The sequence below is a fragment of the Citrobacter sp. KTE151 genome (genome assembly GCF_000398845.1).
Lineage (GTDB): Bacteria > Pseudomonadota > Gammaproteobacteria > Enterobacterales > Enterobacteriaceae > Citrobacter > Citrobacter braakii.
The window spans coordinates 826,999-845,269 of sequence record NZ_KB976065.1 but is presented as its reverse complement, the minus strand read 5'-3'; the positions used below and the strand labels follow the sequence as shown (position 1 = coordinate 845,269).

Genomic DNA, 18,271 nt, shown 5'->3' with positions numbered 1-18,271 from the left:
AGTGAATGAAATTTCGATTATTTTGATTTGTTATGCAATAAATAAAGGCTCGCCAGGGCGATTGATCCAGGTCATCGCCGACTGGGGCAAAAAATGGCAGGCTTTGGCCTCTTTTCAAGGCGCGGTCTACCAGATTATGCAGTTACAGAAATTAGTCAATATGTTTGGTGGGGATCTTTCTCGCCGTTATGGGCAAAAGGTTCATAAACTCACGCTGCACGGCGGCTTTAGCTGTCCAAACCGTGATGGCACCATCGGACGCGGCGGATGTACTTTCTGTAATGTCGCCTCGTTTGCCGATGAAGCACAGCAGCACCATTCAATTGCCGAGCAGCTTGAGCATCAGGCGCAGTTGGTCAATCGCGCCAGACGCTATCTGGCCTATTTCCAGGCTTATACCAGCACCTTCGCGGAAGTACAGGTGCTGCGTTCGATGTATCAACAGGCGGTCAGCCAGGCCAACATCGTTGGGTTATGCGTTGGGACGCGCCCCGACTGCGTGCCGGATGCGGTACTCGATCTGCTTTGTGAGTATAAAGACCTCGGCTATGAGGTATGGCTGGAGCTCGGTCTGCAAACCGCGCATGACAAAACTCTGCACCGGATTAACCGCGGCCATGATTTTGCCTGCTATCAGAACACTACGCGGCTGGCGCGCGAGCGCGGGCTGAAAGTGTGCTCACACCTGATTGTTGGCCTGCCGGGCGAAGGACAGGCAGACTGTCTGCAAACCATGGAACGAGTGGTGGAGACGGGCGTTGACGGTATTAAGCTGCATCCGCTGCATATTGTGAAAGGCAGTACGATGGCAAAGGCCTGGGAAGCCGGACGGCTGAACGGAATTGAACTGGACGACTACACGGTTACCGCCGGGGAGATGATCCGCCATACGCCGCCAGAGGTGATTTATCATCGAATCTCTGCCAGCGCGCGTCGCCCAATGCTGTTGGCTCCGCTATGGTGTGAAAACCGCTGGACCGGGATGGTCGAACTGGATCGCTATCTCAATGCTCATGGTGTTCAAGGCTCTGCGCTTGGCACTCCGTGGATTCAGCCGGGGAGCTAACCATCAGGCAATCTGCGCCTGCTTGCCTGATGACGCTACGCTTATCAGGCCCACGTTGAATCTCTCCTCGGCCATTTCACCGATAACCTCCGCATTTCTTGCACAATCTTCAACGTCACGCTGAGAATTGAGTATTATTGTGCCAAGTTGTCGTGAAGGAACCCTCTATGAAGCAAATCCGTATGCTGGCGCAATATTACGTCGACCTGATGATGAAATTGGGTCTGGTGCGCTTTTCGCTGTTATTGGCGCTGGCGCTGGTCGTGTTGGCGATTGTGGTGCAGATGGCTGTCACCATGGTGCTGCATGGCCAGGTAGAAAGCATTGATGTTATCCGCTCTATCTTTTTTGGTCTGTTAATTACCCCCTGGGCCGTCTATTTTCTGTCAGTGGTGGTGGAGCAACTGGAAGAGTCCCGGCAACGCTTGTCACGACTGGTACAAAAGCTGGAAGAGATGCGCGAGCGCGATCTCAAGCTCAATGTGCAGTTAAAAGATAATATTGCCCAGCTTAATCAGGAAATTGTTGAGCGCGAAAAAGCCGAAGCGGAGCGCCAGGATACGTTCGAGCAGTTGAAGGTTGAAATCAAAGAGCGCGAAGAAGCGCAGATTCAGCTTGAGCAGCAGTCTTCCTTTTTACGCTCTTTCCTTGATGCCTCGCCGGATCTGGTTTTTTATCGTAATGAAGATAAAGAATTTTCCGGCTGTAACCGTGCCATGGAACTGCTGACCGGCAAGAGCGAAAAGCAGTTGGTGAATTTAAAACCGGCTGATGTTTACTCCCCTGAGGCGGCAGAAAAGGTCATTGAAACCGACGAGAAGGTGTTCCGTCATAACGTCTCGCTCACCTACGAACAGTGGCTGGACTATCCGGACGGGCGCAAAGCCTGCTTTGAAATTCGCAAAGTGCCTTACTATGACCGCGTAGGTAAGCGGCATGGTCTGATGGGCTTTGGGCGCGATATTACCGAGCGTAAGCGTTATCAGGACGCGTTAGAGCGCGCCAGCCGCGATAAGACCACCTTCATTTCTACCATCAGCCACGAACTGCGCACCCCGCTTAACGGCATTGTCGGCTTAAGCCGGATCCTGCTGGATACGGATCTGACCGCTGAGCAGGAAAAATACCTGAAAACAATCCACGTCTCTGCCGTGACGCTGGGGAATATTTTCAACGATATTATTGACATGGATAAGATGGAGCGACGTAAAGTTCAGCTCGATAACCAGCCGATCGATTTCACCAGCTTTATGGCGGATCTGGAAAACCTCTCTGGCCTGCAGGCGCAGCAAAAAGGGCTGCGTTTTGTGCTCGAGCCGACGTTACCACTGCCGCATAAGGTCATTACCGACGGCACGCGTTTGCGCCAGATTCTGTGGAATCTGATCAGCAACGCCGTGAAGTTTACCCAGCAGGGGCAGGTAACCGTGCGGGCGCGCTATGACCAGGGGAATATACTGCATTTCGAGGTTGAAGATTCCGGGATCGGTATTCCGCAGGATGAGCAAGATAAAATCTTCGCCATGTATTATCAGGTGAAGGACAGCAATGGCGGCAAACCGGCAACGGGAACCGGGATTGGACTGGCCGTATCGAAGCGTCTGGCGAAAAACATGGGCGGTGATATTACGGTCTCCAGCCAGGCTGGCAAAGGCTCCATCTTTACGCTGACCGTGCATGCGCCTGCGGTAGCGGAAGAGATTGAAGACGCCTTTGAAGACGACGACATGCCGCTGCCAGCCCTGAATGTGCTGCTGGTGGAAGATATCGAACTGAACGTTATTGTCGCGCGTTCAGTGCTGGAAAAACTGGGCAACAGCGTGGATGTCGCCATGACCGGGAAAGCCGCGCTGGAAATGTTCACGCCGGGCGAATATGACCTGGTGCTGCTGGATATTCAGCTACCGGATATGACCGGTCTGGATATCTCGCGCGAGCTGACGCAAAAATACGCCCGTGAGGACCTGCCGCCGCTGGTTGCGCTTACCGCCAACGTTCTGAAAGATAAAAAAGAGTATCTGGACGCGGGAATGGACGACGTGCTGAGTAAGCCGCTGTCGGTTCCGGCGTTAACCGCCATGATCAAAAAATACTGGGATACCCGAAACAAAGAGGAGAGCACTGTGACATCTGAAGAGAGCAGTAAATCGCAAGCGCTGTTAGATATTCCTATGTTGGAACAATACCTCGAGCTGGTGGGACCGAAGTTAATAACCGACGGACTGGCGGTGTTTGAGAAGATGATGCCGGGATATTTGAGCGTGCTGGAGTCCAATCTGACCGCACGGGATAAAAAAGGCGTTGTTGAGGAAGGCCATAAAATTAAAGGCGCGGCAGGTTCAGTGGGGCTGCGCCACCTGCAACAGTTAGGTCAGCAAATCCAATCGCCAGACCTTCCAGCCTGGGAAGATAATGTTGCTGAATGGATTGAAGAGATGAAGCAGGAGTGGCAGCACGACGTGGCGGTATTGAAGGCCTGGGTGGCGAGCGTGGAAAAAAAATGACCCCGGCTTGACCGGGGTGCGCGAATACTGCGCCAACACCAGGGAAATCGTGGCTGCGCCGTAAATTATTATCATTGTTTACAAGGGCGCAGCCCTAATTTTCAGGCCGCACGCAGTTAAGATAGCAAATCTTAAATAATTTGTTACATGAATCAGTTAAATGTGTGAAGCGTAGCATTTAAATCATAATAACTAATATGTTTCAGCCAGTTGAGAAAGGAGTATCACGATGAAAAAAGTGGGTGTAGTGCTCAGCGGATGCGGCGTGTATGACGGCGCAGAGATCCATGAAACTGTTCTCACGCTTCTGGCGATTGCCCGCAACGGCGCTCAGGCCGTCTGTTTCGCACCGGATAAACAACAAGCGGATGTGATTAATCATCTGACCGGCGAGCCGATGCAGGAAACGCGTAATGTGCTGATTGAAGCCGCCCGTATAACACGCGGTGATATTCGCCCACTTGCTCAGGCAGTCTCAACGGAACTGGATGCGTTGATCGTGCCAGGCGGGTTTGGCGCGGCCAAAAATCTGAGCAATTTTGCCAGCCAGGGCAGTGAGTGCCGGGTTGATAGCGACTTAGCTGCGCTGGCGGTGGCTATGCATCAGGCGGGTAAGCCGCTGGGATTTATGTGCATTGCGCCTGCCATGTTACCTAAAATTTTTGACTTTCCGCTGCGTCTGACCATCGGTACTGATATTGATACGGCAGAGGTGCTGGAAGAGATGGGCGCAGAACATGTGCCTTGTCCGGTTGATGACATTGTCGTTGATGAAGACAACAAAATCGTCACCACTCCCGCCTATATGCTGGCGCAGGACATCGCTCAGGCCGCGAGTGGTATCGATAAACTGGTATCACGTGTGCTGGTGCTGGCTGAATGAGAAAAGGAGTTACCGCCTTTCTGCGACGTATCTTTCTGCGGGCGGTCGTTGTCCTCGCCGTATTCTGGGGCGGGGGCATCGCACTTTTCAGCGTGATGCCAGTCCCTTTCTCTGCCGTGATGGTCGAGCGGCAACTGAGCGCATGGCTGTCCGGTGATTTCGGTTATGTGGCGCACTCAGACTGGGTGAGCATGGATGAGATCTCACCGTGGATGGGACTGGCGGTGATCGCCGCGGAGGACCAGAAGTTTCCCGAGCACTGGGGATTCGATGTTTCCGCCATAGAGAAAGCGCTGGCGCACAACGAACGTAATGAAAACCGTATTCGCGGGGCGTCGACGTTATCGCAACAGACGGCAAAAAACCTCTTTCTGTGGGATGGACGTAGCTGGGTGCGTAAAGGTCTTGAAGCCGGGCTGACGCTGGGTATGGAAACCGTCTGGAGCAAGAAGCGTATTCTGACCGTTTACCTGAATATTGCTGAGTTTGGTGATGGGGTTTTCGGCGTGGAGGCAGCGGCGCAGCGCTATTTCCATAAGCCAGCCAGTCGGCTGAGTCTGTCTGAAGCGGCCTTGCTGGCGGCGGTATTACCCAATCCTTTGCGTTTTAAAGCGAATGCGCCTTCTGGTTATGTACGTAGCCGTCAGGCGTGGATTATGCGCCAAATGCGCCAGCTAGGCGGTGGGTCGTTTATGCGGGAAAATAAGCTGTATTAATGGGTTTATTGCCGTATACGGATCCGGCCTACGGGAGTGTGACGTTGCCGTGTAGGCCTGATGAGCGCAGCGCTTCAGGTACTCGGCTAATCTTCATCAAACCCTGAATTAAACAGGGCAATCACCGCTGCCAGGGCTTCCACTTCCTGTGGACCCGTGGCTTCAACTTCTATCTGACGCCCTTTGGCGGAATCCAGCATCAGCAGAGCGATAACACTGTTTGCCTCGGCTTCCGTTCCTTCATCATTACGCAGCAAAACTTCTGCTTCAAAACCCTGCATCAATTCAAACAGTTTCATGGCTGGGCGAGCATGCATACCCAGCTTATTCGTGATTTCAACAGTTTGCTTCACGGTCATGATTTACGTTTTTCCAGCGTACGATGGCGTGACTGTACGTTTTTACCGCGTGAGCGGAAGTAGTCTGCCAGCTGCTCTGCAATATACACCGAACGGTGTTTCCCGCCGGTACAGCCAATAGCTACGGTGAGGTAGCTGCGGTTGTTGGTCTCCAGCATGGGTAACCATAGCTCAAGATAGCTGCGAGTCTGGTAGATAAAATTGTGTACTTCTGTGTGCCTGTCAAGGAAGGCGGCAACGGGGCGGTCAAGGCCGGTCATCGGGCGCAGCTTCGGATCCCAGTGCGGGTTAGGCAGGAAGCGCACGTCAAAGACGTAATCCGCGTCAATTGGGATACCGTGTTTGAAACCAAAGGATTCGAATACCATCGTCAACTCGCGTTCACGCTTGCCCAGCAGGCGGGTACGCAACATTTCCGCCAGTTCGTGCACGGACATTTCGGAGGTATCCACGATCAGGTCAGCACGAGAGCGCAGCGGCTCCAGCAAATCGCTTTCCTTATCGATAGCGCTCTCCAGAGATAAGTTCTTGCTGGAAAGAGGATGCAGGCGACGCGTGTCGCTGTAGCGGCGAATCAGGGTGTTACGATCGGCGTCAAGGAACAGCAACTGTGGTGAGAAGCCTTCAGGCAGATTGTTCATTGCCTGCTCGAAAATCTCTGGGGACTCAGGCATGTTGCGCACATCAATGCTGACGGCCGCAGAAATCTGGCGATCGGCCAGAGTACGAGCCAGATCGGGCAACAGCACTACGGGAAGGTTATCCACGCAGTAAAAACCCATATCTTCCAGCGCTCGCAGGGCGACAGATTTTCCTGACCCCGAACGACCGCTGACGATCATCAGTACCATGTACTGTTTCTCCTCACAACGACAAAAAAGGATGCCATTGGGTTGTTATGCTTCATCCAGTCCACCTTCGGTGTCCGTGATGATTTGATACAACTCTTGGTCACTCTGTGCTGCGCGCAGGCGGCGGCAGATGGTTTTATCGGCCAGACGTTTAGCGACCAGCGACAACGTATGCAAATGCGTCTTGGTTTGGTCTGCCGGAACCAGCAGGGCGAAAAGCAGATCGACGGGTTGATTATCAATGGCGTCGAAAGCAATTGGCGTTTCAAGTTGCACAAACACGCCAACTGCGCGCATCGTGTCTTCTTCCAGCTTTCCGTGCGGGATAGCAATTCCATTACCGATGCCGGTACTGCCCATTTTTTCACGCGTCAGAATGGCTTCAAATACCACCTGAGAGGGCAAGCTGAGCTGTTTTGCCGCCAGTTCGCTGATGATTTCCAGCGCGCGTTTCTTGCTTTGGCAGTGAACGCCAGCGCGTGTACATTCCTGGTTAAGAACATTGCTCAGTTGTAGAGTCGTATCGTTATTTGTCATAATTTCACCTAAGCGCTAACTGTACAAATGGCCCGTTGTGCGACACAACAGGCCGTCCTGCACCCGCTAACTGCCCGGACAAGTTAGTGCTGTTTCAGTTTATCTTTATGTTTTGTTAACTGCCGAGCCAGTTTATCAATTAAACCGTCAATGGCGGCGTACATATCCTGACCTTCCGCGCTGGCATGAATTTCGCCACCGTTCACATGCAGTGTTGCGTCCGAGATATGTGTCACCTTCTCCACTTTCAACACAATATAGACCTGATTAATCCGGTCGAAATATTGTTCTAGCTTGGCGAATTTTGTATTAACAAAATCGCGTAAGGCTTCAGTGATTTCGACGTTGTTTCCAGTGATGTTGAGCTGCATAGTGTCTTCCTTATCGGTTGGGTCAGACCAGCTGTTTGCGCTGGTTCGACGGCGGAATGGATAAAGACTCTCGGTACTTCGCAACAGTGCGGCGTGCCACCATGATACCCTGTTCTGACAGCATAGAGGTTAACTTGCTGTCACTCAGCGGTTTCGCGGGGTTTTCCGCAGCAATTAATTTCTTCACCAGTGCACGTATAGCTGTGGATGAGGCTTCGCCTCCGCCTTCAGTGTTAACGTGACTGGAAAAGAAATACTTCAATTCAAAAATGCCGCGCGGACTGTGCAGATACTTTTGCGTGGTCACTCGGGAAATGGTCGATTCGTGCATCTCGACGGCCTGGGCGATATCCGCCAGCACCATCGGTTTCATAAACTCTTCGCCTTGATCAAAGAAGGCTTGCTGCTGTTCAACGATACAGCGACTGACGCGCAGCAGCGTATCATTGCGACTTTCCAGGCTTTTAATCAGCCACTTTGCATCCTGCAGATTGCTACGAATAAACTGGCTGTCAGCATCGTTGCGCGCGCTGTTGCACATGGCGGCGTAGTGCTGGTTAATCTGCAACCGTGGAATGCTGTCGCCGTTGAGTTCGACCACCCAGCGATCGTTATGCTTACGCACCAGTACATCCGGAATAACGTATTCTGGCTCCCCGGTCTGGATAGACTGCCCAGGTCTGGGGTCCAGGGACTGAATAAGATTGACGGCTTCTTTCAGCACATCTTCTTTCAGCCGGGTTACGCGCATCAGCGTGCGGAAGTCATGGTTGGCTAACAGATCGAGGTGATCGCTGATGATCAGGCGCGCTTCTTCCAGCCACGGCGTGGCTTTATCAAACTGTGAAAGTTGGATCAATAAGCAGTCGCGGAGATCTTTGGCCGCCACGCCCACGGGATCAAAACGCTGAATGCGTTTAAGCACGGCTTCGATTTCGTCCATGCCGACGTCGTCATCGCCCATGCTTTCGAGAATATCGTCCAGGGTTACGGTGAGATAACCGGTTTCGTCTACCGCATCAACAATGGATGTCGCAATTGCGCGATCGGTATCCGAGAACGGGGTCAGCTCCACTTGCCACATCAGGTAATCCTGCAGCGATTGCGTGGTCTCACCCTGATACACAGGCAGTTCGTCGTCGATGTAATCCCCGCTGGTGCCAGAAGGCGTACCGGCGGTGTAAATTTCATCCCAACTGGCGTCAAGCGGCAGCTCCTCTGGCATCTCTTTTTGTTCGAGAGCATCTGCGGTGTCGAGGGATTCGCTGTCCTGTTTTTCCTGGGTATCAATTTCGTCGTGAAGATCGGTTTGCTCGAGCAGTGGGTTACTTTCCAGCGCTTGCTGAAGTTCTTGCTGAAGTTCCAGCGTGGACAGCTGCAACAGACGGATAGCCTGTTGTAGCTGAGGCGTCATCGCCAGTTGTTGGCTAAGCCTGAGTTGCAAACCTTGCTTCATGTTCAGAGTTGTTCTCTCCTGCGGTGACGTGAAGTCTTCTACCCTATCAGAGTCTGAAGTCTTCCCCAAGGTATACGCGTTTAACGTGCTCATCCTGCAGTATTTCTGTTGGCGTGCCATGCGCGATCAGGTGGCCCTGACTCACGATGTAGGCGCGCTCACACACTGCCAGCGTTTCGCGAACGTTATGGTCGGTAATCAGCACCCCAAGCCCGCTGTCGCGCAGGTGTTCGATGATCCGTTTGATATCAATAACGGAAATCGGGTCAACACCGGCAAACGGTTCATCCAGCAGGATAAATTTCGGATTCGCGGCCAGTGCGCGGGCGATCTCCACGCGGCGTCGTTCACCACCGGAGAGCGACTGTCCCATGCTGTCACGCAGGTGTTCGATGTGGAACTCTTCCATCAGCTCGTTGGCGCGATCTTCCCGCTGCTCGCTGGTAAGATCGTCACGAATTTGCAGCACCGCCATCAGGTTATCAAACACGCTCAGGCGACGGAAAATAGACGCTTCCTGCGGCAAGTAGCCGATGCCGCGACGCGCGCGCGCATGCAGAGGCAGCAGGCTGATGTCTTCGTCATCAATGATAATGTTGCCCGCATCACGCGGAACAATGCCGACCACCATGTAAAAGGTCGTTGTCTTGCCCGCACCGTTAGGACCGAGCAGACCGACGATCTCCCCGGAGTTGACGGTCAGACTGACATCTTCCACCACACGGCGGCCCTTATAGGCTTTTGCAAGGTTCTTTGCAGTTAATGTTGCCATAACGAATCAGTTACCTTTTTTCTCTGCCGGAGCCTTGTTTTTGTCCTGCAACTGCGACGGTACCAGAACGGTGGTGACGCGTTTGCCTTTATCGCTGAAGGCCTGCATTTTCTGCTCTTTCACCAGATAGGTGATCTTATCGCCTGTGATGTTGCTATCGAGCTGTTCCAGGTAAGCCTTACCGGTGAGAACGACGAAGTCTTTCGCCAGTTCATAATGCATGTGTGAGGCGTGGCCTTTAACCGGTTTACCGTTGTCCTGCATCTGGTAAAAGGTTGCAGGATTACCGTAGCCATCAATGACTTCTTTACCGTCTTCACCGCCAGGGCGGGTCACGACGACTTTATCGGCGTTAATTTTGATGGTGCCCTGAGTCACAATCACGTTGCCAGTAAAGGTCACCACATTGCCTTGCATATCAAGGGACTGCTGGTCCGACTCAATGTGAATCGGCTGCTCGGTATCGCCGGTGACGGCGAATGCCGGGATGCTGGCGGCCAGAAGTGCGCTGGCAAGCACAAGATTAAGGCTGAGTTTGTTTGTTTTGGATTTCATATGAGGTTCTAACCTTTTCAATCAGCTCGGCGTTCTTGCTGCGTAAGTTGCCGCGCATCTTCAGTCCGCTGGAGTTAAATGTTGTGCCATATAACGTGACGAGATCATCGGAAGTGACGTCTTGTGTCACCAGGTTAATCTGTGCGTTATCGGTCGTAATTCTGCGTAGTTGAGAGTCGGGCACCAGGGCGTTGACCTCAACATGGCCGTACAGATATAGCATCCGATCGTTGGTCAATTTGGCTTTATCAGCCTTGATCGTCCAGGTCGGTACTTTATCCTTATCAAATGTGGTTAATACCGGTTGAGTAAACCACGAAACCGCTTGTTCCGAATAATATTCAACGTTTTGCGCGATCAAGTGATAGCTCAGTGCGCCTTCGGGACTATACACAACGGTATCAGTATGTTCGCTCTTATAGGTTGGCTCGTTGTTATTTACGACGACCTCAGCGGTGTCGTCTTTGTCTGCCAGATTAATACCAATCATCACAAGGACAGCCAGCGACAGTAGAATGATAACCCAACGTCTGGTTTTGCTCATATCGATTGCCCTTTGGCCTCGTCCAGTTTGCCCTGCGCCAGGAGTAATAAATCGCAGACTTCACGTACCGCGCCGCGTCCCCCATCGATGCGGGTGACATAATCGGCCCGCGGGATCAGCAAAGGATGAGCATCCGCCACCGCCACGCTTAATCCCACTTGTGCCATCACCGGCCAGTCGATCAGATCATCGCCAACGTACGCAACATTTTCAGGAGCGATCGCCAGTTTGCTAAGGAGATCGTTAAAGGCGACCAGTTTGTCTGACTGCCCCTGATACAAATGCGTGATCCCCAATGTGGCACAGCGATCTTCTACAAGTTTAGCCTTTCGTCCGGTAATAATGGCAACCTCGATACCGGAAGTGAGCGCACAGCGAATTCCGTAACCATCGCGGACGTTAAAAGCCTTCAGCTCTTCACCGTTGTTGCCCATATAAATCAGACCATCAGACAGTACGCCATCCACATCCAGGATCAGCAAACAGATGTTCTCTGCCCGGGTGATAACGTCTGTGCTGACGGGTCCATAACAGGTCGCAAGCGACGCACCTGCTTTACTCATTTTCTTTATCCTTGAGTTTCTTACACTACACCTGCACGCAGCAGATCATGCATATGTAACACACCAAGTAACCGGTCGCCATCAGCAACCATAACCGAGGTGATATGGCGGGACTGCATTAAGTTCAGGGCATCGACGGCAAGAATGCCCGGACGCACGCGAATGCCGCCAGGGGTCATCACATCGGCAATGCCTAACTGGCGAACATCAACGCCCATATCGAAGACGCGACGTAAATCGCCATCGGTGAAAATACCGTCAATCTTCATGTCATCATCGCAAATGACGGTCATGCCGAGATTTTTACGCGTGATCTCAAGTAAGGCGTCACGCAGGCTGGCGCTTTTAGTCACATGCGGGATCTCATCGCCCGTATGCATAATATCGTTAACGCGCAGTAAAAGCTTACGGCCTAGTGCGCCACCGGGATGAGATAACGCAAAATCTTCCGCGGTAAAGCCACGCGCTTTTAATAATGCTACGGCTAGCGCATCGCCCATCACCAGCGTTGCGGTCGTGCTGCTGGTCGGCGCCAGGCCTAACGGGCAAGCTTCCTTGGGCACTTTAACACACAGATGCACATCTGCCGCACGCGCCATGCTGCTTTCCGGACGACCGGTCATGCAGATAAGCGGTACATGAAGACGTTTTAACACCGGGATTAACGCCGCTATCTCATTGGATTCACCGGAGTTAGAGATGGCGATGACTACATCCTGCGGCGAGACCATGCCCAGATCGCCATGTGCGGCTTCGCCTGGATGCACGAAAAATGAGGGGGTGCCGGTGCTGGCAAATGTGGCCGCCATTTTCCGCCCGATATGTCCAGATTTCCCCATCCCCATCACTACAACTTTGCCCGGGCAACTGAATATTTTCTCGCAGGCGAGAGTAAAATTTTGGTTGATGTACTGATCAAGCTCTGCCAGGCCTTCACGTTCAATTGCCAGGACTTCCTTGCCTGCTTGCTGAAAGTCAAAACCCGGTTGCAACTCTAAGTGCGACATAATGCGTTTCCAGTTATCCAACGAGAAGTGGCGATAACCAATACAGCATCGCCAGCCATATGATAAAACCGCCGGTCAGCAGCGCACCCGCGCCGCGACCAATCTGGCGCGGACGTCGCCAGCAGAGTAGTGCAAAAATTACGCTCACCAGCAGCATGACGCTATAGTCACGGGTGAAGGCCATCGGATTGACTTCACCCGGCGTAATCAGCGCCGGCAGTCCGAGGACGATAACAATATTAAAAATGTTCGCACCGATGATGTTGCCGACGGCAATATCGTTTTCACCTTTACGCAGACCCGCAATTGCCGTTGCCAGCTCCGGCAGGCTGGTACCAATGGCGACAACCGTCAGCCCGATGGTGAGTTCGCTCATGGCGAAGTAGTTCGCCAGTACGGTTGCGTTATCTACCACCATACGCGTTGCCATTGGCATAATAATTAGCGCAATACCCAACCACAAAAATGCGACCGGTAACCCGCCTTCGCGCGGCAGTTCCGCGATCTGCTCGCGGGTCAGGCTGTCGTTACCTTGTCGCTCAGCCAGACGGGCGATTTTAACAATGAATAACAGCCATAGCACGGCCAGAAGCAGAAGAAAGAAACCATCGCTGCGACTCAATTGCCCGTCATACAGGACCGATGCGGCTAAGATGCTTACCAGCAACATTAGCGGTAATTCACGACGCAGAACATCAGAATGCACGGTAAAAGGATGAATCAGCGCCGACAGGCCTAAAATAAGCAGAATGTTGGTAATGTTAGAGCCGATGGCGGTACCGACGGCTAAATCAAGCTGCCCGTTCATCGATGCGGCAACGGAGACAATTATCTCGGGTAACGATGTACCAATGCTGACCACGGTCATCCCGATGATAATGGGGGGAATACCGAAGTTTCGACATAAAATGGATGCGGCAAATACCAGTCGGTCGGCACCGTAGACCACCAGAAGTAAACCAATTATTAACAGCGCCGTCGCTAAAAGCATCTAAAGTCCTTTCTTCAGGTATACTCGCCGGTCCACTTGAAGGATTTCTGGAAGCCGTCACGAATTCTTAATTTTGACTTTATGCAGCTAAAAAGTAAAACAAATGCCAGCTTTCGCTAACCAGGACAGGTAATAATCTGTAAATATGTTGGGTTCAGGGCTAAATTGAGCGCCAAGCTCTTCGATCAACGAGGCAATAGTAAAGGATGAATCAATGGGTCAGTCTGTGGCGAATCTAATCGATATGCGCGATGTCAGCTTTTCCCGAGGCGACCGCTGCATCTTTGATAATATTTCCCTGACGGTGCCGCGTGGTAAGGTGACGGCGATCATGGGGCCATCAGGCATCGGCAAAACGACGCTGTTGCGTCTGATCGGCGGACAAATTTCCCCCGATAAGGGCGAGATCCTGTTTGACGGCGAAAATGTCCCGGCCATGTCCCGTTCGCGTTTATTTACCGTGCGTAAGCGCATGAGCATGCTATTCCAGTCTGGTGCGCTGTTTACTGATATGAATGTGTTTGACAACGTTGCATACCCGTTGCGCGAGCATACAACGCTGCCTGCGCCGCTGCTGAAAAGCACGGTAATGATGAAGCTCGAGGCCGTTGGCCTGCGGGGCGCGGCAAAATTAATGCCTTCTGAATTATCTGGTGGGATGGCGCGTCGTGCTGCGTTAGCACGTGCTATCGCGCTGGAGCCAGACCTTATTATGTTTGATGAGCCGTTCGTCGGCCAGGATCCCATCACCATGGGCGTGCTGGTGAAGCTGATTTCTGAACTGAACAGCGCGCTGGGCGTCACCTGCGTGGTGGTTTCCCATGATGTGCCAGAAGTGCTGAGTATTGCGGATTACGCCTATATTATGGCGGACAAAAAAATAGTGGCCTACGGTAGTGCTCAGGCGCTGCAAGAAAATGCCGATCCGCGTGTGCGTCAGTTCCTCGATGGCATTGCCGATGGACCGGTTCCGTTCCGTTACCCGGCGGGCGACTACCACATCGATTTACTCAAAACAGGGAGTTAAGCCACCCATGTTGTTAAATGCGCTGGCATCACTCGGACATCGGGGAATAAAAACCCTCAGGACGTTCGGGCGAGCCGGATTAATGTTGTTCAATGCAGTTGTCGGCAAGCCGGAGTTTCGCAAACATGCGCCGCTGCTGATACGCCAGCTCTATAATGTCGGTGTCTTATCGATGCTGATCATTATTGTTTCTGGCGTGTTCATCGGCATGGTGCTGGGGTTGCAGGGATACCTGGTGCTGACGACCTACAGTGCGGAAACCAGCCTCGGTATGCTGGTGGCGCTGTCATTGCTACGTGAGCTGGGGCCGGTGGTTGCGGCGCTATTGTTTGCCGGGCGGGCCGGATCGGCCTTAACCGCAGAGATTGGCCTGATGCGGGCGACCGAGCAGCTTTCCAGCCTGGAAATGATGGCCGTCGATCCACTGCGCCGAGTGATCTCCCCGCGTTTTTGGGCCGGTGTCATTTCATTGCCGCTGCTGACGATTATATTTGTCGCGGTGGGGATCTGGGGTGGGTCGTTGGTTGGCGTAAGCTGGAAAGGTATTGATGCAGGCTTTTTCTGGTCGGCTATGCAAAATGCCGTCGACTGGCGTCTGGATCTGGTCAACTGCCTGATTAAGAGCGTGGTTTTTGCCATTACGGTCACCTGGATTGCATTGTTCAATGGTTATGATGCTATCCCGACCTCTGCCGGGATTAGCCGGGCAACGACACGCACCGTAGTGCACGCCTCTCTTGCCGTTCTGGGGCTGGATTTTGTGCTGACCGCACTGATGTTTGGGAATTGAGTTCATGCAAACGAAAAAAAATGAAATTTGGGTCGGGTTATTCCTGCTGGTTGCGCTGCTGGCCGCGCTGTTTGTCTGCCTAAAGGCGGCGAACGTCACCTCAATGCGTACTGAACCGACTTATACGATTTATGCGACCTTTGATAATATCGGCGGTCTGAGAGAGCGCTCTCCGGTGCGGATTGGCGGGGTCGTGGTAGGACGCGTATCGGACATCTCGTTAGATCAGAAAACGTACCTGCCGCGCGTGACGCTGGAAATTGAATCGCGTTTTAACCATATTCCTGACACCAGTTCTCTGAGCATCCGTACTTCCGGTCTGTTGGGCGAACAGTATCTGGCATTGAACGTAGGTTTTGAAGATCCTGAGCTGGGAACGTCTATCCTCAAAGATGGCGGTACGATTCAGGACACGAAATCTGCGATGGTGCTGGAAGATATGATTGGTCAGTTCCTTTACAACAGCAACAGTAAAGGTGATGACAATAAGAATTCTGGCGATGCGCCAGCCGCAACTGAAGGCAATAATGAAGCCACTACGCCTGCGGGCGCAACGAAATAATCTCAGGAGAATCGACGTATGTTTAAACGATTGATGATGGTGGCTATGCTGGTAATTGCTCCACTTAGCGCGGCAACCGCAGCGGACCAGACGAACCCGTACAAACTGATGGATGAGGCGGCGCAGAAGACGTTTGACCGTCTGAAGAACGAGCAACCTAAAATCCGTTCCAACCCGGATTACCTGCGTCAGGTGGTCGATCAGGAACTGCTGCCTTACGTGCAGGTTAAGTATGCAGGCGCACTGGTACTGGGCCGCTACTACAAAGATGCGACACCGGCTCAGCGTGACGCCTATTTCGCCGCATTCCGTGAATATCTGAAGCAGGCTTACGGTCAGGCGCTGGCGATGTACCACGGCCAGACCTATCAGATTGCCCCTGAGCAGCCGCTGGGTGATGCGACCATCGTGCCTATCCGCGTAACCATCATCGATCCAAACGGTCGTCCTCCGGTACGTCTGGATTTCCAGTGGCGTAAAAATTCCCAGACGGGTAACTGGCAGGCGTATGACATGATTGCTGAAGGCGTAAGTATGATCACCACCAAACAGAATGAGTGGAGCGACCTGCTGCGTACGAAAGGTATTGATGGCCTGACGGCACAGCTGAAATCTATTTCTCAGCAGAAAATCACGCTGGAAGAGAAAAAATAATGACGCAGTCACTCACCTGGATGCGTGAAGGCGACAAGCTGGTGCTGGTGGGAGAGCTGGATCAGGACGTGTTAAACCCATTATGGGATGCGCGAGTTGAGGCGATGAAAGGGGTATCCTGCATCGACCTGAACCAGATTTCCCGGGTGGATACCGGTGGTCTGGCATTACTGCTGCACCTGATTAATGAGGGCAAGCAGCAGGGGAACAGCGTTTCGCTCGCTGGCGTTAACGATAAAGTGTACACGCTGGCGCAGCTTTACAATTTGCCTGACGACGTTCTTCCGCGTTAATTTTTGTAAGCCGGATAAGGTCTTGTGCCGCCATCCGGCAACTCCTCTGCGGGGGATCTGCCACTAAAGCCTTGTCTGATTTATCAGCGGGGCTTTTTGCTTATTTATGACAGCGCCACTTTGCTCTAAGATGTTGGGCTGTTTTCACTATCTGACGAATGAAGAGCCCATGGAAAATAATGAAATTCAGAGCGTGCTGATGAATGCACTCTCCCTCCAGGAAGTCCACGTTTCTGGCGACGGCAGTCACTTTCAGGTTATTGCCGTGGGTGAGATGTTTGAAGGCATGAGCCGGGTCAAGAAACAGCAATCGGTCTATGGCCCGTTGATGGAGTACATTGCGGACAACCGCATTCATGCCGTGTCGATTAAGGCGTTTACTCCAGCGGAATGGGCGCGCGATCGCAAACTTAACGGTTTTTGAGCTACGGGTGATATGCCGGTAGCGAAGATAAATTCTTAACAGAGAACAGAATAATGGATAAATTTCGTGTTCAGGGGCCAACCAAGCTCCAGGGCGAAGTCACAATTTCAGGCGCTAAAAACGCCGCGCTGCCGATCCTGTTTGCGGCGCTGCTGGCTGAAGAACCTGTAGAGATCCAGAACGTCCCGAAACTGAAGGATGTTGACACCTCAATGAAGCTGCTGAGCCAGTTGGGGGCGAAAGTTGAGCGTAATGGTTCTGTGCACATTGATGCACGTGACGTGAACGTCTTCTGTGCGCCGTACGATCTGGTCAAAACCATGCGTGCATCCATCTGGGCGCTTGGGCCGCTGGTTGCCCGCTTTGGCCAGGGCCAGGTTTCACTGCCGGGCGGCTGCACCATCGGCGCGCGTCCGGTTGACCTGCACATTACCGGTCTGGAGCAGTTAGGCGCGACTATTAAGCTTGAAGAAGGCTATGTGAAAGCGTCCGTTGATGGCCGCCTGAAAGGCGCGCATATCGTCATGGACAAAGTGAGCGTCGGCGCGACGGTCACTATCATGTGCGCAGCAACGCTTGCCGAAGGCACTACCATCATCGAAAACGCCGCGCGTGAGCCGGAGATCGTGGATACCGCGAACTTCCTGATTGCGCTGGGCGCAAAAATCACAGGCCAGGGTACCGATCGTATTACTATCGAAGGCGTTGAGCGCCTCGGCGGCGGTGTGTATCGCGTTCTGCCTGACCGCATCGAAACCGGTACTTTCCTGGTCGCAGCGGCAATTTCTCGCGGCAAAATTATCTGCCGCAATGCACAACCTGACACGCTGGATGCCGTTCTGGCGAAGCTGCGTGATGCGGGAGCGGATATCGAAGTCGGTGACGACTGGATCAGCCTGGACATGCACGGTAAACGTCCGAAAGCGGTCAATGTGCGCACAGCGCCGCACCCGGCGTTCCCTACCGATATGCAGGCCCAGTTCACGTTGCTGAACCTGGTGGCAGAAGGGACGGGTTTCATCACGGAAACCGTGTTTGAGAACCGCTTTATGCACGTGCCTGAGCTGAGCCGTATGGGCGCTCACGCAGAAATCGAAAGCAATACCGTGATTTGCCACGGTGTGGAAACGCTCTCCGGCGCACAGGTTATGGCGACCGATCTGCGCGCATCTGCAAGCCTCGTGCTGGCAGGGTGTATTGCTGAAGGTACGACGGTAGTCGATCGTATTTATCACATCGATCGCGGCTATGAGCGCATCGAAGATAAACTGCGCGCGCTGGGCGCAAACATTGAGCGCGTGAAAGGCGAGTAATCGTCTACGTCTCTTGTAACCCCCAGTTCTGTG

22 protein-coding genes are annotated in these 18,271 nt (G+C 52.9%); 11 read left to right on the top strand and 11 right to left on the bottom strand.

Annotated features, from left to right (window positions below):
- The first annotated feature begins 136 nt into the window (after positions 1 to 136).
- From WC7_RS04680 to mtgA, 4 genes are all read left to right on the top strand, one after another.
- A complete protein-coding gene (locus WC7_RS04680) occupies positions 137 to 1,066 on the top strand; it encodes a tRNA modification radical SAM protein MnmL/YtqA (protein WP_049040958.1) in 930 nt (309 codons plus the stop codon).
- Between the two features lie 167 nt (positions 1,067 to 1,233).
- Positions 1,234 to 3,570 carry an aerobic respiration two-component sensor histidine kinase ArcB gene (gene arcB / locus WC7_RS04685; protein WP_016154693.1) on the top strand — a complete coding sequence of 779 codons (2,337 nt, stop codon included), beginning with the start codon at positions 1,234 to 1,236 and terminating at the stop codon, positions 3,568 to 3,570.
- 229 nt (positions 3,571 to 3,799) lie between these two features.
- Positions 3,800 to 4,453: an isoprenoid biosynthesis glyoxalase ElbB gene (gene elbB / locus WC7_RS04690; protein ID WP_016154692.1), complete on the top strand. Its 654-nt coding sequence runs from the start codon at positions 3,800 to 3,802 to the stop codon at positions 4,451 to 4,453.
- Positions 4,450 to 5,169, top strand: coding sequence for a monofunctional biosynthetic peptidoglycan transglycosylase (mtgA, locus tag WC7_RS04695; RefSeq protein ID WP_016154691.1), 720 nt, complete (start codon positions 4,450 to 4,452; stop codon positions 5,167 to 5,169). The genes elbB and mtgA overlap by 4 nt, the downstream gene beginning before the upstream one ends.
- A gap of 86 nt (positions 5,170 to 5,255) precedes the next feature.
- Here mtgA and npr read toward each other — a convergent pair whose 3' ends face one another.
- The 11 genes from npr to WC7_RS04750 all read right to left on the bottom strand — a co-directional run bounded on the left by npr (position 5,256) and on the right by WC7_RS04750 (position 13,175).
- Entirely contained in the window at positions 5,256 to 5,528 is a 273-nt protein-coding gene (gene npr, locus WC7_RS04700) for a PTS phosphocarrier protein NPr (RefSeq protein ID WP_003828770.1), read from the bottom strand.
- Positions 5,525 to 6,379: an RNase adapter RapZ gene (gene rapZ / locus WC7_RS04705; protein WP_003025085.1), complete on the bottom strand. Its 855-nt coding sequence runs from the start codon at positions 6,377 to 6,379 to the stop codon at positions 5,525 to 5,527. Before rapZ ends, npr begins: the two co-directional genes overlap by 4 nt.
- Positions 6,380 to 6,424: 45 nt before the next feature.
- Positions 6,425 to 6,916: a PTS IIA-like nitrogen regulatory protein PtsN gene (gene ptsN / locus WC7_RS04710; protein ID WP_016154690.1), complete on the bottom strand. Its 492-nt coding sequence runs from the start codon at positions 6,914 to 6,916 to the stop codon at positions 6,425 to 6,427.
- A gap of 83 nt (positions 6,917 to 6,999) precedes the next feature.
- A complete protein-coding gene (gene hpf / locus WC7_RS04715) occupies positions 7,000 to 7,287 on the bottom strand; it encodes a ribosome hibernation promoting factor (protein WP_003025078.1) in 288 nt (95 codons plus the stop codon).
- Positions 7,288 to 7,309: 22 nt separating this feature from the next.
- Entirely contained in the window at positions 7,310 to 8,743 is a 1,434-nt protein-coding gene (rpoN, locus tag WC7_RS04720) for an RNA polymerase factor sigma-54 (protein ID WP_016154689.1), read from the bottom strand.
- Positions 8,744 to 8,789: 46 nt separating this feature from the next.
- A complete protein-coding gene (lptB, locus tag WC7_RS04725) occupies positions 8,790 to 9,515 on the bottom strand; it encodes an LPS export ABC transporter ATP-binding protein (RefSeq protein WP_003025073.1) in 726 nt (241 codons plus the stop codon).
- Positions 9,516 to 9,521: 6 nt separating this feature from the next.
- Positions 9,522 to 10,070 (bottom strand): lipopolysaccharide ABC transporter substrate-binding protein LptA, encoded by a 549-nt coding sequence (lptA, locus tag WC7_RS04730; RefSeq protein WP_016154688.1) that lies wholly within the window; start codon positions 10,068 to 10,070, stop codon positions 9,522 to 9,524.
- On the bottom strand, positions 10,039 to 10,614 hold the full coding sequence (gene lptC, locus WC7_RS04735) for an LPS export ABC transporter periplasmic protein LptC (protein WP_016154687.1): 576 nt from the start codon (positions 10,612 to 10,614) through the stop codon (positions 10,039 to 10,041). The genes lptA and lptC overlap by 32 nt, the downstream gene beginning before the upstream one ends.
- Positions 10,611 to 11,177, bottom strand: a complete 567-nt coding sequence (gene kdsC, locus WC7_RS04740; protein WP_016154686.1) for a 3-deoxy-manno-octulosonate-8-phosphatase KdsC — start codon at positions 11,175 to 11,177, stop codon at positions 10,611 to 10,613. Before kdsC ends, lptC begins: the two co-directional genes overlap by 4 nt.
- 20 nt (positions 11,178 to 11,197) lie before the next feature.
- The gene (gene kdsD, locus WC7_RS04745) at positions 11,198 to 12,184 is read right to left on the bottom strand and encodes an arabinose-5-phosphate isomerase KdsD (protein WP_016154685.1); all 987 of its coding nucleotides are present in this window, start codon (positions 12,182 to 12,184) and stop codon (positions 11,198 to 11,200) included.
- 13 nt (positions 12,185 to 12,197) lie between these two features.
- The gene (locus WC7_RS04750; protein ID WP_016154684.1) at positions 12,198 to 13,175 is read right to left on the bottom strand and encodes a calcium/sodium antiporter; all 978 of its coding nucleotides are present in this window, start codon (positions 13,173 to 13,175) and stop codon (positions 12,198 to 12,200) included.
- Between the two features lie 214 nt (positions 13,176 to 13,389).
- Between WC7_RS04750 and mlaF the strand changes: the two genes are divergently transcribed.
- The 7 genes from mlaF to murA all read left to right on the top strand — a co-directional run bounded on the left by mlaF (position 13,390) and on the right by murA (position 18,238).
- Positions 13,390 to 14,202: a phospholipid ABC transporter ATP-binding protein MlaF gene (gene mlaF / locus WC7_RS04755; protein ID WP_016154683.1), complete on the top strand. Its 813-nt coding sequence runs from the start codon at positions 13,390 to 13,392 to the stop codon at positions 14,200 to 14,202.
- Positions 14,203 to 14,209: 7 nt separating this feature from the next.
- On the top strand, positions 14,210 to 14,992 hold the full coding sequence (gene mlaE / locus WC7_RS04760) for a lipid asymmetry maintenance ABC transporter permease subunit MlaE (RefSeq protein WP_003025053.1): 783 nt from the start codon (positions 14,210 to 14,212) through the stop codon (positions 14,990 to 14,992).
- A gap of 4 nt (positions 14,993 to 14,996) precedes the next feature.
- On the top strand, positions 14,997 to 15,554 hold the full coding sequence (mlaD, locus tag WC7_RS04765; RefSeq protein WP_016154682.1) for an outer membrane lipid asymmetry maintenance protein MlaD: 558 nt from the start codon (positions 14,997 to 14,999) through the stop codon (positions 15,552 to 15,554).
- Between the two features lie 18 nt (positions 15,555 to 15,572).
- Positions 15,573 to 16,208, top strand: coding sequence for a phospholipid-binding protein MlaC (gene mlaC, locus WC7_RS04770; protein ID WP_016154681.1), 636 nt, complete (start codon positions 15,573 to 15,575; stop codon positions 16,206 to 16,208).
- Positions 16,208 to 16,501 (top strand): lipid asymmetry maintenance protein MlaB, encoded by a 294-nt coding sequence (gene mlaB / locus WC7_RS04775; RefSeq protein ID WP_016154680.1) that lies wholly within the window; start codon positions 16,208 to 16,210, stop codon positions 16,499 to 16,501. The genes mlaC and mlaB overlap by 1 nt, the downstream gene beginning before the upstream one ends.
- Before the next feature lie 169 nt (positions 16,502 to 16,670).
- Complete coding sequence (gene ibaG, locus WC7_RS04780; RefSeq protein WP_003025040.1) at positions 16,671 to 16,925, top strand: BolA family iron metabolism protein IbaG; 255 nt, start codon at positions 16,671 to 16,673, stop codon at positions 16,923 to 16,925.
- A 53-nt stretch (positions 16,926 to 16,978) separates the two neighbouring features.
- Positions 16,979 to 18,238, top strand: a complete 1,260-nt coding sequence (gene murA / locus WC7_RS04785) for a UDP-N-acetylglucosamine 1-carboxyvinyltransferase (RefSeq protein WP_003839949.1) — start codon at positions 16,979 to 16,981, stop codon at positions 18,236 to 18,238.
- The last annotated feature ends 33 nt before the right edge of the window (positions 18,239 to 18,271 follow it).

Excerpts from the sequence above, each read along its gene's own strand:
- lptC (WP_016154687.1), bottom strand. The coding sequence starts at position 10,614 with ATGAGCAAAACCAGACGTTGGGTTATCATTCTACTGTCGCTGGCTGTC.
- mlaE (WP_003025053.1), top strand. The coding sequence starts at position 14,210 with ATGTTGTTAAATGCGCTGGCATCACTCGGACATCGGGGAATAAAAACC.
- lptB (WP_003025073.1), bottom strand. The coding sequence starts at position 9,515 with ATGGCAACATTAACTGCAAAGAACCTTGCAAAAGCCTATAAGGGCCGC.
- arcB (WP_016154693.1), top strand. The coding sequence starts at position 1,234 with ATGAAGCAAATCCGTATGCTGGCGCAATATTACGTCGACCTGATGATG.
- kdsC (WP_016154686.1), bottom strand. The coding sequence starts at position 11,177 with ATGAGTAAAGCAGGTGCGTCGCTTGCGACCTGTTATGGACCCGTCAGC.
- rpoN (WP_016154689.1), bottom strand. The coding sequence starts at position 8,743 with ATGAAGCAAGGTTTGCAACTCAGGCTTAGCCAACAACTGGCGATGACG.
- lptA (WP_016154688.1), bottom strand. The coding sequence starts at position 10,070 with ATGAAATCCAAAACAAACAAACTCAGCCTTAATCTTGTGCTTGCCAGC.
- murA (WP_003839949.1), top strand. The coding sequence starts at position 16,979 with ATGGATAAATTTCGTGTTCAGGGGCCAACCAAGCTCCAGGGCGAAGTC.
- hpf (WP_003025078.1), bottom strand. The coding sequence starts at position 7,287 with ATGCAGCTCAACATCACTGGAAACAACGTCGAAATCACTGAAGCCTTA.
- npr (WP_003828770.1), bottom strand. The coding sequence starts at position 5,528 with ATGACCGTGAAGCAAACTGTTGAAATCACGAATAAGCTGGGTATGCAT.
- kdsD (WP_016154685.1), bottom strand. The coding sequence starts at position 12,184 with ATGTCGCACTTAGAGTTGCAACCGGGTTTTGACTTTCAGCAAGCAGGC.
- WC7_RS04750 (WP_016154684.1), bottom strand. The coding sequence starts at position 13,175 with ATGCTTTTAGCGACGGCGCTGTTAATAATTGGTTTACTTCTGGTGGTC.
- rapZ (WP_003025085.1), bottom strand. The coding sequence starts at position 6,379 with ATGGTACTGATGATCGTCAGCGGTCGTTCGGGGTCAGGAAAATCTGTC.
- mlaC (WP_016154681.1), top strand. The coding sequence starts at position 15,573 with ATGTTTAAACGATTGATGATGGTGGCTATGCTGGTAATTGCTCCACTT.
- ibaG (WP_003025040.1), top strand. The coding sequence starts at position 16,671 with ATGGAAAATAATGAAATTCAGAGCGTGCTGATGAATGCACTCTCCCTC.
- elbB (WP_016154692.1), top strand. The coding sequence starts at position 3,800 with ATGAAAAAAGTGGGTGTAGTGCTCAGCGGATGCGGCGTGTATGACGGC.
- mtgA (WP_016154691.1), top strand. The coding sequence starts at position 4,450 with ATGAGAAAAGGAGTTACCGCCTTTCTGCGACGTATCTTTCTGCGGGCG.
- mlaD (WP_016154682.1), top strand. The coding sequence starts at position 14,997 with ATGCAAACGAAAAAAAATGAAATTTGGGTCGGGTTATTCCTGCTGGTT.
- WC7_RS04680 (WP_049040958.1), top strand. The coding sequence starts at position 137 with ATGCAGTTACAGAAATTAGTCAATATGTTTGGTGGGGATCTTTCTCGC.
- ptsN (WP_016154690.1), bottom strand. The coding sequence starts at position 6,916 with ATGACAAATAACGATACGACTCTACAACTGAGCAATGTTCTTAACCAG.
- mlaB (WP_016154680.1), top strand. The coding sequence starts at position 16,208 with ATGACGCAGTCACTCACCTGGATGCGTGAAGGCGACAAGCTGGTGCTG.
- mlaF (WP_016154683.1), top strand. The coding sequence starts at position 13,390 with ATGGGTCAGTCTGTGGCGAATCTAATCGATATGCGCGATGTCAGCTTT.